The sequence below is a fragment of the Paracoccus acridae genome (assembly GCF_014642735.1).
Classification (GTDB): Bacteria; Pseudomonadota; Alphaproteobacteria; order Rhodobacterales; family Rhodobacteraceae; genus Paracoccus; species Paracoccus acridae.
This window is the reverse complement of sequence record NZ_BMIV01000033.1, coordinates 1-16,779: the sequence shown is the minus strand read 5'-3', so window position 1 is coordinate 16,779 and position 16,779 is coordinate 1. Positions and strand designations below refer to the sequence as shown.

Sequence of the window (16,779 nt, the reverse complement as noted above, 5' to 3'; positions counted from 1 at the left end):
TCAGATCAGCCTGGTCGGATGCGGCTGGAACGGGTGGTCGGATGATCGTGGAATGCCCGGTCGGATGTTCATGGAATGTGTGGTCGGATCACCGTGGTGCGCGCAGCCTAGCACACATGTAGTTAGCGATTTTCATTAGGTTCTTTGCGGGACGCGCATCAACGTTGAAAGCGTCAGTCTCCATCGGCGTTGATGTGCTAGGAACACGATCCTCCAACCTGGTCAAACACGGCACCATCAGGCCGACCGACAGACACAATAGCTACTCCTCCAGCACTTCGCGCTTCTGTCGGAGAGAGGGAAGCGCCATGGAAGTGATCGCGCCCGCGGCAAGCAGATAGAAGCTGACAGAGATCGGCGACGAAAAGATCGCAGTCACGTCACCGCGCGAGAGTTGCAGCACCCGGCGCAGGTTTTCCTCAATCATGGGCCCCAGGATAAAGCCCATCAGAAGCGGTGCGGGCGGCAGGCCGCATTGAACGATGCTATAGCCAGCAACCAGCATCATGGCGCAGAGCAGCACTTCGAAACTGTCGTTCTTCAGCGAATAGGCACCGACGCAGCAAAGGATCACGATCGCCGGATAGAGCAATCTGTACGGCACCGAGAGCAGTCGCACCCAAAGGCCCACCAAAGGCAGATTGAGAATGACAAGGATCACATTGCCGATCCACATGGACGCAATAAGCCCCCAGATCAGCGTCGGATTGTTTTCCATGACTTTCGGACCGGGAATGATGTCGTGGATCATCATCGCCCCGACCATCAGCGCCATCACGGCATTGGAGGGGATGCCGAGGGTCAGCAACGGGATGAAGGAGGTCTGCGAAGCGGCGTTGTTGGCGGCCTCGGGGCCTGCAACCCCGGCAATTTCCCCATTCCCGAAGTTCTGCGGCCGTTTTGCCAGGCGCTTTTCAAGCGCATAGGACGCAAAAGAGGCAAGCGCCGCGCCGCCTCCTGGCAAGATGCCTAGGAAAGAGCCAAGAAGCGTACCGCGCGCCGCGGGCGGAGCAAGCTCGCCCAATTCCCTTCGGTTCGGCATCAGGCGAAGGATTTTCGCTGTTCCCTTTGTGCCGCCTTCCCCTTCGCCAAGGTTCTTCACGATTTCGGCGAACCCGAAGACAGCCATGGCCATGACAACAAAATCAAGGCCGTCGAAAAGTTTCATCACTCCGAAGGTGAAACGCTCATCCGCGGTGACGGCATCCAGACCGACGGTCGAAAGAAGGATCCCGACCAGAACCATGGCAATGCTTTCGACAAGCCGGGCATTTGACAGCACCGTCGCAAGGATAAGCCCCAGCACCATCATCGCCAGATATTCGCCGGGGCCAAAGCTGAAGGCGACCTGGGCCAGCGGACGCGCAAGCGCCATGATGAAGACCGTGGCAAAGGTGCCCGCAATGAAGGAGGAAATCGCAGCCGTCGCCAGCGCCACGCCGGCCCGGCCTTGGCGGGCCATCTGATACCCATCCAGCGCGGTAACGACTGCCGAGCTTTCGCCCGGCAGGTTGACGAGAATGGCTGTCGTCGAGCCACCATACTGGGCGCCGTAATAGATGCCTGCAAGCATGATAAGCGCTGCCGTTGGATCAAGCGCATAGGTGAGGGGCAACAGCATCGAAATGGTCGCAAGCGGGCCAAGGCCCGGCAGAACCCCGATCAGCGTCCCAAGCAGACATCCTACAAAGGCGTAACCGAAGTTCTTGACACTCAGCGCAGTGGCAAGCCCTAGGACGGCATTGTCGAAAAGATCCATACCCGCCCCCTCAGCAGCCCGGCCAGACGAGAATGCGCATCCCGATGCCGTAGATGAAGATCCCCACCGAAGCGAGGGAAAGAAAAACCCCCAGCAAAAGCGTTTCCAAGGGCCGGAATGGTTTCTCCGCCAAGCCTGCGCAAAGCACCGCAAGGATCGTGGTCAGGATCATGCCCAAAGGATGCAACGCGAATGCAAAAACCAGAATTGAAGCTGAAATTGCCGTCAGTCCACGCCAGTTTACACGGGCGACACGGCGCTCCGACCCTCTCAAAAAGCCCTGCGCCAGGATTATCATCCCAAGCAGCATCAGCATAAGCGCCACGCTGGCAGGCATCACCCCCGGTCCGATCCGCCGCGCGGTCCCCATGGGAAGCTGAAGTCCGAAAATTAGGAAAAATAGAGAGATCGCAAGAAACGTGCTTCCTACCGCGATTTCGCGCCGCATGGCATTCTCCAGGCTCTGCATGTCTCAAGGAAAGCCGCCCCTGCGCGTGCTGGGACGGCTTGCGGAAAGACTGCGCTCAGTTCAGGTTGATGCCGTCGGCCGCGACCCGGAATTTCTCGATCTCGGACGCGACGAAAGCCTTTCCCGCCTCGTGACCCTTGATCTGCATCACGCTGCGGCCGTCGGCTTCGATCATTTCCACGATCTCAGAATCGGTCAGAACCTTCTCCATGCCATCTTCAAGCTTTTTACGTATATTCTCGGGAACGCCTTTCGGAACCACCAGGTATGTCCAACCCACGTTGACAGCTTCAGGATATCCGGCCTCGGCCACGCTTTCGATCTCCGGTCTCGCCTTCAGACGCTCTGGTCCCGTAGTGCCCAGGATCTTCATCTTGCCGTCTTCAACATACGGAGCCACGATCGGCTGGTAATCGAAGGAAAGATCAATGACCCCTGCAGCAAGATCGACCATCTGCGTGGAACCCGAAGTATAGGGGATATGCTCGATATCCACCCCTGCCGCATGCTTGAAAAGTTCGCCCCCAAGGTGCTGCGCGGTGCCCACGCCAGGTGAGCCGAAGTTCAGTTCACCCGGATTGTCCTGGGCATAGTCAACAAGCTGTTGGAGGCTGTCGAAGGGGGCGTCATGTCGCGCGACCAGCAGTTGCGGCGAGGCCGTGACACCATGAATGAATTCGAAATCCGTCAGCGGATCGTATTTCAGCTTCTCGGGATCAAGGGCCGCCTGAATGCCGAAAGGACCGGAACTGGCAAAAAGCACCGTATAGCCATCCGGCGCGGCAATCTGCACCTCCTTGGTGCCCACAAGGCCGCCGGCGCCCGGCTTGTTTTCCACGATTACGGGTTGGCCCAATTCAGCCTGAAGCCGCTCTGCCAGTTTCCGCGAAGTAATATCGGTTACGCCGCCTGCTGCGAAAGGGACCACCCAGGTGATTGGGCGTTCGGGGAAGTCGGCCAGTGCCGCACCGGAAAAAGCCGCCATTGCGGTGGCAGCCAGGATCAGGATTTTCATGTCAGTCCCTCTTGTTTCAGGCATACTGGTGAAGCCTCCTCTGCTTCAGCGTCCAGCAATGCCCCCCGCGCAGATACGGGAAAGTTCCTCGGAACCAAGAGATAGCACTGGATAGCGGGTGTAAATCCTTGTCGCTGGTGCCTTTTTGCAGAACAGTTCTGCAGATTATGGGAAGTGGACAGCTAAGGGTCGCTTTCTACCCATTGCCATAGGAGGCGCTAAAAACCCAGCCTCGGCGGTGAGGACCACGGCTCAAGCGGTCAAGCAAATCTATTAAGGTGAAACCGCGATGGGTCGCATGCCCTTTCCAGGCATCGACCGCATCAGCGAGGTGAGGAAAGACAGCTATCGCTGGCACCCGATGGAATATCGCAACCGCGCGGCCGACTAACGCTGCAGATCAAGGCTCACTGCCGACCTGAGGGGCTCCTGGTCCTTGCCGGTCTCGATAATGAGCCAAAAGCCAGCGTCGTCCCGGACTGTGCTTTACGATCTGTCAGAAGCGTTTCTCTTAATTTCCACCCAGAACTGAGCCGAAATTGGAATGAACTCCTGGGCTGGACCACATTCTACCATCAGCCCGATGCGCAGCACCTCATACCGACCTGAAAAGGGCTAGCGGACAAGCCAAATACTCCGTCTGGAGCCCAGTGCATCCACGCCTACCGATATTTAAAGCGCATAGTTCAATGCTCTCGGAAAGCGCGTGACATGCTGTCCAGGATCGGCTTGGCGATGTATTGGGCAAAGGTTCGTTCCTGCGTCTGGATCATGATTTCTGCGGGCATGCCTGGGGTTGGGGTAAATCCGGGGATGCGGTCGAGCTGATCGAAATCTAGAGAGATGCGTGCAAGATACACCTCCTGCGGTCCGTTATGCCCCCCTTCGGCAATGGCGTCGGCGGACAGGTAGAAGACCTCACCGTCCAGGACAGGGGTGGTTCTCTGGTTTAGAGCCGTCAACCGGACTGCTGCCGACTGACCCGTATGGACACTGTCGATTTCGGTGCGAGAGATCATCGCCTCGATGATTAGCGGAGCATCCAGGGGTAGTATTTCGAGGATGGGCTTGCCGGTTTCAATGACGCCGCCGGCTGTATGGTAATGCAACCGGACAATGGTACCCGAGACGGGCGCCACCACTTCGGATCGTGCCAGCACGCTGCGGGCCTTGCGCGACTGCTCGCGCAAGCTTTCCAGTTCGGCTTGCACCATTTGCAGTTCGTCCAGTGCGGCCTGACGGTATTCGCTGCGCGCCTTTTCGGTTTCGATCACATATTTCTGCTGGATCTGGGCAATTTCCGCGATTTCGGCTTCGAGACGGCCGATCTGCCCCTCGGCCTCGACTACTACACGCTCGACCGCCAGAACCTCCGGGCGGCGCACAAGGCGTTTTTCATAGAGCGTCTGCTTGGCCTCGAGTTCCTGGCGCAGTAGGTCCAACTGGTGGCGATGCGACTGAAGCTGTGTTTCATAGCCCACCCGCCGAACCTCGAGCGCGTCGGAATTGCGCACCAGCAATGTCAGATCCTGGGCAAGCGATCGGCGAGACACGTTGAAGGCCAGTGTCTGGCCGGCTAGGATCGCATCGACCTCGTTGCGGCTGCGCGCCTGTTCCAGCGCTTCAGGGAAAATCAGTTCCTCACGTTCCTCATACTCGGCCAACAGGCGCGCCTCGGTCGCTTCCAGGCGCTGCTGGCGCAGTTCCAGTTCACGTTCGTTGGCCAGCGAGGCGGTCTCGTCCAGGCGCAGCAGGACCGTGCCTTCCTCGACCCGATCGCCTTCCGCCACGAGGATTTCCTTGATGATCCCACCTTCCAGATGCTGGACGATCTTGTTCTGCCCCGTTGCCACGAAAGACCCCGACGCGATCACTGCAGCAGCCAATGGTGCGCAAAAGGCCCATATTCCGAAACCCCCGAAGGACAGCACCAGCAAGACTATTCCGAAAATAGCTTGGGACCGGATCGATCGCGGCACATCCTTGTACCACTGTTCGTGCCCGCCAACGGTTACCAGTTCACGCATTGGCCTGCCCCCCTTGCTGGCTGACTTGCTGGCCGTTTTCACCGCCCTTGCGGCCGGCCAGCTTACGCAGCACCGGCTCTCGTTCGCCGAACATCGCGACGCTGCCATCGGCCAGCAACATGATCTTGTCGACCACTGACAGCAGCGAGGGTTTCTGCGTGACGACCACGACGGTTATGCCGTTTTCGCGCGCATGATGGATCGCGCGCGCCAGAGCCCGGTCGCCAGCGGCATCAAGGTTGGAGTTCGGTTCATCCAGGACCACAAACCGGGGATTGCCGAAAAAGGCGCGGGCCAAGGCAATGCGCTGTTTCTGCCCTCCGGACAGCGGTGATCCGTCGGCTGCGACAACAGTCTCATAGCCTTGGGGCAACGAGGCTATCATTTCGTGCACGTCGGCAAGCACGGCGGCAGCGTGGATCTGTTCATCGCTGGCATCCTCGCGCATCCGGCCGATGTTCTGCTTGATGGTACCGGGAAACAGCTGCACATCCTGCGGCAGATAGCCGATGCTTTCCCCGAACTGGCGGGGATCCCAGTTGCGCAGATCCATCAGGTCCAGCCTGACATTCCCCGAGGTGGGCAGGATTGAACCCACCAGCATCTTGCCCAGGGTGGTCTTGCCCGCGCCCGAATTGCCGATCACCGCCAAGCTTTCCCCAGGATTGAGCGTAAATGCGATGCTGTTCAGAACGACCTGCTTGGTGCCGCCGGGGATATACAGCAGCCGTTCCACATCCAGACGCCCTTCCGGGCGTGGCAGCCGAAGCCGTTCGTATTGCAGCTTGGAACCCCGCAGAAGCTTGGTGATCCGGCCATAGGCGGCCCGTGACAGCAGAAAAGAGTTCCAACCTTCGATCGAACCCTCGATCGGGGCAAGCGCACGTCCTGCGATGATCGAAGCGGCGATCACCATGCCGCCCGTGATCTGGCTGTTCAGCGCAAGATAGGCACCCCAGCCCAGCATTCCGACCTGGGTCAGCAGGCGCACGGTGCGCGATACCGCGGCGGTCATGATGTTGCGGTCTTGGGCACGGACTTGTGCAGTCAGCGACTGGGCCGTGTCGCGCCCCCAGATGGCGACGGCTTCGGGGATCATAGCCATTGCGTTGATGATCTGGCTGTTTCGCGACATCGACTCCAGGTGCAGATTGGCCCGGCTTTGTGCCAGGTTCGCCTGATAGAAAGGCTTTTCCGTCAAACGCTGGTTGATGAAGGCGATCAACAGCAACAGTAGCGAGGACACGACGACGATATTACCCAGGTGCGGATGCACCAGATAGATCGCCAGGATGAAAAGCGGGGCGAAAGGGATATCCATGAACGAGATGAGCGTCCCCGAGGTCAGAAAGCCCCGGACCTGCTGCAGATCGCCAAGTGTCTGATATTCCCGTCCCGACCCGTGCAAGGACGCATGTGCCGCAGCGCTGAGAATGGGCGCCCCCAGTTGCGCGGCGACCTCAACCGCCGTTCGCATCAGCATGAAGCGCCTGACCGCGTCGAAGACGGCTTGCAGAATGACCGCGCCGCAGATGACCACCGTCAGCATGACCAATGTATCAAGCGACCGGCTGGTGAAGACCCGGTCCGAGATCTGGAACAGATAGACCGGGATCGCAAGGATCAGGACGTTCGTGGCCAGGGTCATCAGCATCACGAAGATCATGTTGAACCGGACGACAGCCACCCCCTTGCGCAGGCTTTCCTCGAAGTTTTCGGGGCCGACGCGGCGGTGGAAATGCGGTTCCTTGCCCTTGTTGCCGCCCTCGCCTCCGGGCGGGGTCGCCCTGATCGGGTCCATGCTTCCGTCGATGGTCTTTCCCAGGACGGCGCCCTTGCGCAAGGACGGCTGGTTGCCGACCGGGTCGGCGTCAACACGCAGCTCGTGTACCGGCTCTACCTGCGCTTCTGTGGTTTTGCCCGCCGAGTTGTCGATTTCCAGATCCTTCAAGACACTCTCCTTCGGTCTTCGATCTTCAGGCCAGCACGCCTTGCATCACATCCAGGTTCGAGCCGTGGTCATAGCTTTCTGTTGGCATGATCCCTTCGGAAGCAGGGTCGATCCTGGCAAGATCATCGGTCAGGAAGGCGGCAATCGCCTCTTTGGTCAGGCCGGCCATCTGCGCACCGCCATCAGGGGCATCGGTATCGAACCATTCCGCCTGATGGATCAGCGCGTCGTCATAAACCTTGCCCCCGGCCATGATCGTGGAATCTACGCCGGTCTCGGTGATCGAGGCGAGGTTCACCAAGGCATTCGATCCCGCTATCACCTTGACTTGGTCGCCGAATTCCTCGCGCATCCGCTGCATGTCCAGCCGCAGCTGGTCGGCATCACCGACGATGTTTTCCTGTTCGAAGAGGTTGATCTTGACCAAATCGCCATCGATCTGAAGGGCCCGCAGGATCTCTTGACCCGCGAACAACTGGTCCTGGGTCAGATCACGCATATGCGTGTCCCGGCCCGCCGCCAGATCATCGGCAGCATCCGCAAAGCTCTTGGACATCTGCGCGAAACTATCGACACCGACGGTCTTGATCGCGGCCTTGTTGTACAAAAGATTGTCGCTCATCGACAGGCCGGCGGCCATTGCCGGATCCCCGGAACCGGTTGTCATGCTGTCAGAGTCGAACAGGACGTTCTTTTGCGAGATGATCGTGGCATCGATCATGTTGCCCGACACGAACATCACGTCGAAGCGATAACCATATTCGTTGAGAATTGCGGAGTTGACGATCTCGTTCTCGCCCAAGTCGAGAAAGGTCATCTGAGCGGAAAAGGTCACCTCGGCCCGGTCGAAATCGGTAGCATAGGTGATCTGCTTGACCCAGTTCACCTGGTAAAGGCTGGCTTCCAAGCGGAAAAGCTGCCAATCCGAAGGCAGATCGTCGCTGCCGCTTTCGCCGGTCTTCGATGAGGTGGTCAGGATCTCGGCGATGTTGAAGCCCGTGGATTCCTGCGTGACCGGGCTACCGTTGATGCTGTCATGTTCGACCAGAACGTTGACCTGGTTGATGGCCTGCACCTTCGCCACGTCGCCCTGCACGACGATGACCGAGGCGTCGATCCACTGCACCCCGACCCCGATCTCGTTGATGGCAGTATTCGCCCCGGCGATGATCTGATTGCCTGCTAGGCCGTCATCTTCATCATGCCCGGCGAAGTCGCGCGAAAAATCATGTTCGCCTGGCTGGCTGGTTTTGGAATCCCCATCGGCACCTGTCTTGGTGCGGATGATGGTTTCACCGTCCGTGGCCGACAACCCTCCCGGAGAGGCTGCTTCGTCATCCTTTCCGACAGGATCCTTGGAGGGCGCATCTTCCTCTTCAGGGGCAGGCCGCAGGTAAATGGGCAGAAGATCGCTCCAATCCGGCGCTTCCTCAGCCTTCTTTCCATCCACAACCTGACCCTCGGCATCGTCACCCCGATAGGTGTGGATCGCGGCCGGGACGTTTTCCTGGCCGATCGGCACGGCGTCGAACTGGTCCAGTACGGCCTGAACCGCGCCCATCCAATCCATGCCTACGGGTAAAGGGGGAAGATCGAAGCCCTCGATAGCCTCGGCCATCATGTCGATGCGTTCAAGTGCAGCATGAAGCTGGGCCGTGCCGATGAAATCGCCGCCCAGGCCGTCAAGAAGCAGATCATCGTCGGCAAGATAGGCGGTCTGGATAGTCACGGCCATAATGCTGCCAGGACCGTCGGCAAAGATGGGCAGAAGGTCGCCCGTCATTTTCTGCGTCAAGAGTGCATCGGTCGAAGCCGGAGGGGTGACCGGCAGAACAGCAAGGGGAGAGAGCTGAACCGGGCTGTGATAATAGTAAGGGTCTGCCTCGACCGTCTTCATCGAAGGCGAAACAGGCCGATAGCTCAAGCCGGGATCATAGTCACCCGGCTGCCCGCCGATGATCAGCCGGGCGCTGATGCCGGGAAGGAAATCGCCATCCGTTTCCGGTGAAATCTTCGCCTTGAACTTGAGATAGTCCTGCCTAAGTCGGCTTTCTTCGACAATCAAATCCAACAAACCAATGAAACGGCTTATTGCCTGGGTAGCCGGATCCAATGACATGGTGATACCGTCTCTACTCGTTCATGCCGTTTTCGCCGTACCTGAAACACGGCACCGCGCCTTGAGGGACGAAAGGATGGGGCCGGATGATCCGGCCCCATCCTATGTTTCCAGGTGCTAGACGGTGTCGTCCTGACCCACATAGGTCGAGCTGAACGAGCCCCCGACCACGGTCATGTCGACAGTGTTGCCCAGCACGTTGGCGCCCATCACGATATCCATGTTGAAGGCTGCCTGATCGACCGCCGCCGCAGCCGAAGCATAGGATTCGCCGGTGACGATGCCATCGTCTCCGTTGCCCGAACCCCAGCTTCCGGCATCGCCGCCGCCGCCGCCCGCGCCGTTGGTCGCAGCACCGCCGGCGCCGCCCCAGACGTCGCCATTGGTCCCTGCGCCGCCGGTCGTGGCGCCACCCATTGCAGTGCCGCCGGCACCGCCGGTTGCGGATGTCGTGGATGCGCCGGACATGCCGCTGGTCGCAAGGGCGTCCCCGGTTGCCGCGCCATTGCTGGTCGCGGTGCTGGTGGCGTCACCCGCGCCCGCTGCACCCGACGTTTGGGCGGTGTCGTTGCTTGCGGTCGACTGCGCCAAGGCCTCAGCGGCGATTTCTGATAGACCACCGAAGCCGCCGTCCCCATCGGCATAGCCGCTGTGGGTGCCGGTCGCCGTCGAGTCGGTATCGGACATCGCCCCGCCGCCGGCACCGCTGGTGCCGGTGCCCGTTGCAGCATCGGCGCTGCTTGCCGTTCCGCTTGACGTGCCGCTGGATGCGCCTCCCGCGCCACCGGTCCCAGTCGCGGAGGACGTTCCAGTACCGTTGACATCGGCGTCATTCTCCGCCGATCCCGCACCGCCTGCGCCGGATTCGGAATCCGTGCCTGCGGTTCCGGTATTGGTCGCGTCGTTATCGGCGCTTCCGCTGCCAGCCGCACCCGCGCCAGATTCAGAGTCGGTGCTGCCGGTGCCGCTGTTGGAGGCATCGTCATCGGTCTGACCGGAAGCAGTGCCACCAGCACCTGCCTGGGCGCTGTTGTTGCCATTCGCGGTGCCATTGGCATCGTCATCGGTCATGCCGCTGCCGGCGCCCGCCATGCCTGAGGTGCCGGTGCCCGTCCCGGTGCCGGTGCCGGTATTCGTGTTCGCGCCGGTCGTGGCCGAACCTGCTCCGCCCATGCCGCTGGTGCCGGTGGACGTGCCGGTGCCGCTGCCATTGGCCGAACCTGTGCCGGTGCCCGAGCCAGTGGCATCGTCATCAGTCGAGCCGGTTCCCGCAGCTGCATCGCCCGAGGTGCCGGTTCCTGTCGCAGTGCCGGTCCCGGTGCCGGTATTGGCCCCGGTCGTGCCCGAACCCGCGCCGCCATCGCCGCCAGTATTGGTCGAGGTGCCGGTGCCCGTTCCGGTGCCGGTGCCCGTGCCGGTGTTGGTTCCGGTGCCGGTGCCGGTGCCGGTGCTTGGGCCTGCAGTGCTGGTGCCAGCACCGCCGGTGCCGCCAGTTCCCTCTGCATTGCTGTCGGCCGAGCCGCCGCCATTGTACCAGTCGTCTTCATCAGAGTTGGCACTGGAGCTTCCCGAACCGTTGGCGCTGCCTCCTGTCGCCCCGGAGTCTGCGCCGGCTTTGCCGTCGCCATCACCCTCGGCCTTGCCCTCTACGTCGCTGTCGCCACGACCCGAAGTATGGTTGTCCGAGTCGAGGTCGCCGTCGCCTCCCTTGCCGTCGGCATCGGCTTCGGCCTTGGCGCTGCCATCGCCGTCGGCATCTACCTCGGCGTCGCCACTGTTGCCACCTTCACCCTTCGCGTCGCCATCCGTCTCGGCTTCGCCCCTGGCATCAACGTCGCTGTCAGCCTGGCCTTCGACCTTGTTCTCGGAGTCGGCATCACCGGAGTTTCCGCCTTCGCCCTCGGCACGGGCTTCCGCCTTGCCATCCACCTTGCCTTCACCGTCCGCGTGGACGTGGCCAGAATCGCCGCCCTCACCCGAGGCATTGCTGTCCGTATCAGCCTGGGCCGTGGTGTCACCGTCAGCTTCGGACTGGCCGCCATTTCCGCCGTCGGCACGGGCATCGCTGTTGGTTTCTGCATCGCCGTCAACATCGACATCGCCGTCGATATCGCCGCCATTGCCCCCGTCGCCATCGGCATCGCCGTCCGCATCGGCTTCATTCCGCACCTCGACGTTGCCGTCGATATCGCCGCTGTCGCCGCCGTCAGCATCCGTGTCGGAGTCGCTTTCCGTCCTGACTTCGTTTTCGGACCTTGACTCGGTGTCGCCGCCATTGCCGCCATCGCCGTCAGTCTCGGCCGAGGCGCTGTTGCCGCCATCGACCGCAGCGTCGCCGGCGGCGTCGCCGCTATTGCCGCCTTCATCGCTGGATTCAGAGTCTGCTCTTGCCTCGGAGTTGCCGTCATTGCTGTTTTGGGCATTGCCGCCATTGCCGGCCTGACCATCAACATCCGAGTCATTGTCCGAATTCGAGTCAGCCCGAACCTCGGCCTTGTTGTCGCCGCTGTTGCCGCCATCGCCCTCCGACTTGGCATCAACGTCTCCGGCGTCGACCTCGTGACCCTTGGCGACGATTTCGCCGGTCTCGCCGCTGTCACCGCCTTTTGCTTCGGTATCGCCGGATTTGCCGCCCTCCGCATCGGCATGGGCATCGCCGCCGCCGGCCAAGCCGCCCTCGGCGTCTCCGCCCTTACTTTCGGCATCGCTGCCACCGGTCCCACCGTTGCTGTCAACCGCAATGCCTTCCTCAGCTCGGGCATAGCCACCTTCGGCATGGGCGTCCTGATGGAAATCGCCAGCGTTCGTGACAGACGGATTCTCAAGGTAATCGTTGTCTTCCAGGGCATTGGAAAGCGCATTGACGAAGCCTGCGTCATTGCCTTCCCCAAAGGTCGCTCCGGTCAGCATATCTCCCAGGCTCGTGTCATGGCCGGGATCGTAGGTCACATCGCCGTTCGAGATCAGAACATCATCGACCTTGCTGTTGTGAAGGTCGAAGTCGGAAAAATCATCGTCCGTGGGCATGACATCCAAGCCGACGCCAACGTCGACATTCACATCAACGTCTACATTGGTGTTGCTGTCCGAGTTGCTGCTGCTGCTTGAGTTGCTGGTACTGTTACCAGTGCTGGTGCTGTCACTGTTAGAGCTGCTGTCGCTGGTGCTATCGGACTCACTATTGCCAGTCGCGTCCGAAGCACTGGTGCTGTCCGAGGCGGAAGTGCTGTCACTTTCCGAATCCGACAGCGAGGTGGCCTCTGCATCCGCATCGGCCTTGCCATCGCCATCCTTGCCGTGATGGGGATTGCCGTCCAGAACCGTGGCGGCGGCATCCTCTGAACCGGTTTCACCAACGACCTCTTCGATGTCGAAGATGAAATTGTTGTTTCTGGTGGTCATTTCGTCCTCACCTTCATGAAGCAGAACGCAGATCGCCAGTCATTTCCAAAGCGATACAAGGCTCTGCATGGTTTCGTCATTTCGGGATTCACGAACCATTAGGATCAGCTAAAGGCTGAACAGCGTTCTTGTTCGCACCTCCGATCTTCAACGGGTGTCAAAGGTCCTGCACCGGATGAAAGGCTGCCTGAGATTCCATCCCGAACCGCAAGCCTGTCATTCAAGCCAGAGCGTTCCTATTCAGCAAATGAGGCAGGTTCGTTCGATCTATGAGGCGAGATTCGATCTAGTTCCTTGGTTTAGGAAGGCCAAAACTGATGAAAAAAGGTTAACGTAATTAGGAATCTATGATTGTCTTCTGAATGAAAAACATCCGATATGCACGCCGATATATCGTGACAAATGTACATCCTTATTAATATTCTGGCATTTTCTTTCTAATCGTTTAGGCTGGCTCTCGTTAAGGAAACGTGTGTGCTGCGTATCAAGTAGAGGCAGATTAGCCTCTTATTTTGCAGGAGGATCCATGTTGCGCATTATCGAACAAGATCTGTTGCATGATCAGAAAAGCGTCCCAACGGTTATCCTGATCGGCACCTCCTTTCAGTTTTCGGATCAGCTTCTCAGGATGCTGCGGATAGGGGTCGAAGACGTATATTTTGTCCGCGTGGACAGTCTGGACCGATTGCCCCAGCAGGAAAGAATGCCCAGGGTCGCCATCATCCACGAAGACTTGGAAGGCTTGGAAGAATGGGTGGAAACCTTGCGCCGCAGTCTGCCTGGCACGTTGATTGCCGTGGCATGTTCCGATCCTGCGGTCCTCTGCCGGTTCAGGACATGTGAAGATGCCCCGCCGATAAGTGCACTGCAGATGAATTCGCAGGTGGATGTCTGGTTCTCGATCCTGCGGCTTTTGCTGTCGGGACATCCCTATGTGCCAGCCAGGACCGGGCTGCAAAGTTTCTCCAACCCCACTACAGCCCCCTTTCAGCATGAAGACGCTGTGTTGGATGCGCCCTTGCCCGATGCGATCGGACCCGCGAAATTGACCCCCCGTGAAATGGAGATACTGCCGCTGATTGCACGAGGTGAGCAAAACAAGACAATTGCCAGCAAGCTCGGCTTATCGGTTCACACTGTCAAGCTGCACAGCCATAATATCTTCAGCAAGTTGGGTGTCTCTAACCGGACTAGCGCAGCAAGCTGGTATCTGTCGCAGATGATGGAAGACAGCCATGTCAAAGCGCGGTCAAGAGCCCGGCCAAACCAGTGAGTTCAATGAGTTCCTTCTGAAAATTGGCAAGCTGAACTATACATGGACGAATACGGAAAGTCTGCTGATCCATTTCATCGCCGGTCTTGCAAAATGCAATAAGGAGGTGGCAGTTGTCATTTTCCTGACGCTCAATACATCGCGCGCGCGTCTGGATCTGGTTGAGCGGCTTGCCAAGCTGCCCGGAATTCCAGTCGAAGAGCGAGATGCCGTCCTGTCGCTGTCACAGGAAATGTCGCGCCTTTCTTCGCTCAGGAATCGTTACAACCACTGCATCTATGCCTTCGATCCCGAGAACGGCAGCACGCGCACCATCCTGATGCGCATTGCCGATCGCAAGAGCGATATCAAAATGGGCCAGGCCAATCCGATCGACGATGTGGCACTTTCCGAAATCGACGAAACGCTAGCGGGATTGGTAAACCTCAACGCCCGTTTCTGGAAAACTGCGCATCAGTTCAATTATCCGCTATAGCTTATCGTGGCGGCGGGATCAGTCTTGACCACCCACTTGCGCCAGCCTGACTGCCCTGATCATCCAGGCTGACAACGCGCCAGCGAATGATGGGCTGCTCCACCAGCATGGCAGACAAGGTCGTCTGTGCTTGCCTTATCTGATTGCCGTCATTCGCGAGAATGTACTCCACAACATAGCGCTGCGGGCTTTTGCCTGACATGTTGCGCCAATGCAGGACCGCACGTCCGGAACGAAACAATGCATGCTGCAGTGGAAGCGGTGCAGCCGTGGGCTCGTTATCAGCAGCAGGCATATCGTTCAGCGCGGCAAGCCGTGCGTCGGCCCCCGGCACCCCTGCAGCGACGCTGTACCAGGCCTGCGCCCTCGGCAGGTCAATTGGAACGCCAAAGCCCGTTTCGAACAACTGCCCCATGAAATAGGCAGCCAGGCCATTGCCCCAAAGCGCCGCACGCTCATAGGCCAGCGCTGCATCAGCGGGGCTATCTGTCCCCGCCTGATGACCCTCCTCCAGCAGTTGGCCGGCATCAGGATCAGCGCCAACCCTGGACGGCGGCCCAAGCCCTGGTACCGGAATGTCCTTACCCACCTCAGCAGGGAGCGGGGCCGCATCCCGGGCAATATCGGGCAGAAGCCCAACCTCTTCCGCGACTGGCGCGGCCGATTTGTCCGGGCCTACGACATAAGGAGGCATCCGGATAAGGAGCACTGCCGCCCCGGCCATCAAGATGAACGACAGGATCGCGCCGGCGCCGCGTCTGCCACGCGGGGGCGGTTGCAGAATTGCCAAGGCAGGATCAGCACGCAGGGATTCGGGCGCGGCCTGCTCTTTCAGAAAGCCTTTATCCACTGACGAGGTTCTGTCTGGCGCGGCAGGTACGGGCTGGCGACGGCTGACCGCAAGCGCCGGAGGGGGCCAGCTTATCTCTACGGTGGAGCTATCGAGAAGGGATGCGCGAACCAGGTCTTCGCCCACGACCGGACGCCCTTCTCTGGATGCCTCATGAAGGGCCCGGTCGGCAAAATGATCCACGAACTGCGGCACGCCCTGCGAAAGGTCATACAGCAATTCAAGAGCCTCGGCATCAAAGGGCACCTGGTCGTCAGGTCCCAGACATTTGGCCGCCACAAGGCGATGCCGGATGTATCGCTCGACCTCGTCCCCTTGCAGGGGCGCAAGCGGAATTTCGTACCGTTCCAGGCGGGGAGATCCCGGGCCTTGTCCTACCTTGGCGGAAGGAAAAACATTGTTTCCGACAAGGACGACGGACACTCCCCGGACGCCTGAACCGTTTGCCTCGGCAATTCCCAATACGACCTTTTGTTGCTCTTCCGTTAAGGTCTCTGCATCATCGACGATCAGCATCCGCCGCCGCGCCCGGCTGTTTCGTATGCCCGAAAGCGACTCTGCTAGGCTCTCAATCCAGTCGCGGTCGGCAGATTCCGGACCACTTCCTGGTAAAACAACCAACTTTACGGTCCTGTCTCGCTCGTAGAGGTCCGCAAAGGCGTTAATGACAGTGGTCTTCCCCACACCAGGAGAGCCCGTCAACAGAAGTACCGAGGGAAACTTCGCTGCTAATTCGTCCGAAAGCCGCTGCAGCACCGCCAGACATCCGCGAGAGCGAAAAATGCGTCCAGCTACCGGCGCCCCGCGAAACGCCCAGCTGAAATTGGGAGAGATCGGATCGACCAGCTCCATGATCCGCAACACCAACAACCACAGTGACAGCGCAAACAGGCAGCAAGGCAACTATGGGCGCTACGTCGTTTCAAGTCTAGAGCGTATCGCGGGCACAACGGCTTCAATTGCTCGAGGACCAGGTGACCCACCTTGGCGATCAGCTCGCGTCAGCCGAGGCGGCCTGGGCCGCCCTACAAGCCGAGAACCAGGAACTGCACGATGAGACCGCGCGGCTGAAAAACTTGGCCCGCCGCGGCCTCCGTTCAAACCTTCCAGAATGGACAAGATCACGGAACGGGAGGTTGGCAATAGCGGCGATCTACGGCGGCGGCGTGGCCGAAACGCGACAAGGACCGCATTACCCGCGAGGAGGTGCTGACCGCGGCGGCGCCTCCGGGATCGTGCTTCAAGGGATATCGAACTTGCCTGGTTCGCGACATCATGCTGAGGCTGATGAAGACCTGCCGCAAGCTTGGCATCTCCTTCTTCGCCTATCTGGGTGGGTCGTGTCTCGGAAGTGGTGGAAATTTGAAGGCGGCGTAATCTCCGGGTGAACTGACACCCACCCAACCGGCGGCGCCAACCGCCAGGGAGATCACGCCATG

At 59.7% G+C, this 16,779-nt stretch carries 10 protein-coding genes; 2 read left to right on the top strand and 8 right to left on the bottom strand.

All coding sequences use genetic code 11. The features are described from left to right. Positions 1-262: 262 nt before the first annotated feature. The 7 genes from IEX25_RS18855 to IEX25_RS18825 all read right to left on the bottom strand — a co-directional run bounded on the left by IEX25_RS18855 (position 263) and on the right by IEX25_RS18825 (position 12,742). Positions 263-1,759 carry a tripartite tricarboxylate transporter permease gene (locus IEX25_RS18855; RefSeq protein ID WP_188717220.1) on the bottom strand — a complete coding sequence of 499 codons (1,497 nt, stop codon included), beginning with the start codon at positions 1,757-1,759 and terminating at the stop codon, positions 263-265. A gap of 10 nt (positions 1,760-1,769) precedes the next feature. Further along, positions 1,770-2,207: a tripartite tricarboxylate transporter TctB family protein gene (locus IEX25_RS18850; protein ID WP_188717218.1), complete on the bottom strand. Its 438-nt coding sequence runs from the start codon at positions 2,205-2,207 to the stop codon at positions 1,770-1,772. A gap of 76 nt (positions 2,208-2,283) precedes the next feature. After that, entirely contained in the window at positions 2,284-3,243 is a 960-nt protein-coding gene (locus tag IEX25_RS18845; RefSeq protein WP_188717216.1) for a Bug family tripartite tricarboxylate transporter substrate binding protein, read from the bottom strand. Positions 3,244-3,929: 686 nt separating this feature from the next. Beyond that, a complete protein-coding gene (locus tag IEX25_RS18840) occupies positions 3,930-5,270 on the bottom strand; it encodes an HlyD family type I secretion periplasmic adaptor subunit (RefSeq protein ID WP_188717214.1) in 1,341 nt (446 codons plus the stop codon). Further along, positions 5,263-7,221, bottom strand: coding sequence for a type I secretion system permease/ATPase (locus IEX25_RS18835; RefSeq protein WP_229665466.1), 1,959 nt, complete (start codon positions 7,219-7,221; stop codon positions 5,263-5,265). Before IEX25_RS18835 ends, IEX25_RS18840 begins: the two co-directional genes overlap by 8 nt. Before the next feature lie 25 nt (positions 7,222-7,246). Next, positions 7,247-9,340 (bottom strand): hypothetical protein, encoded by a 2,094-nt coding sequence (locus IEX25_RS18830; RefSeq protein WP_188717212.1) that lies wholly within the window; start codon positions 9,338-9,340, stop codon positions 7,247-7,249. A gap of 117 nt (positions 9,341-9,457) precedes the next feature. Next, positions 9,458-12,742 (bottom strand): hypothetical protein, encoded by a 3,285-nt coding sequence (locus IEX25_RS18825; RefSeq protein ID WP_188717210.1) that lies wholly within the window; start codon positions 12,740-12,742, stop codon positions 9,458-9,460. 526 nt (positions 12,743-13,268) lie between these two features. Between IEX25_RS18825 and IEX25_RS20405 the strand changes: the two genes are divergently transcribed. Both IEX25_RS20405 and IEX25_RS18815 read left to right on the top strand, forming a co-directional pair. Continuing rightward, entirely contained in the window at positions 13,269-14,015 is a 747-nt protein-coding gene (locus IEX25_RS20405) for a response regulator transcription factor (protein WP_188717207.1), read from the top strand. After that, positions 13,978-14,490, top strand: a complete 513-nt coding sequence (locus tag IEX25_RS18815; RefSeq protein ID WP_188717205.1) for an HAD family hydrolase — start codon at positions 13,978-13,980, stop codon at positions 14,488-14,490. Before IEX25_RS20405 ends, IEX25_RS18815 begins: the two co-directional genes overlap by 38 nt. Position 14,491: 1 nt before the next feature. Here the strand turns inward: IEX25_RS18815 and IEX25_RS18810 are convergent, their stop codons facing one another. Then, positions 14,492-16,192 carry an AAA family ATPase gene (locus IEX25_RS18810; protein WP_188717204.1) on the bottom strand — a complete coding sequence of 567 codons (1,701 nt, stop codon included), beginning with the start codon at positions 16,190-16,192 and terminating at the stop codon, positions 14,492-14,494. Positions 16,193-16,779 lie beyond the last annotated feature (587 nt).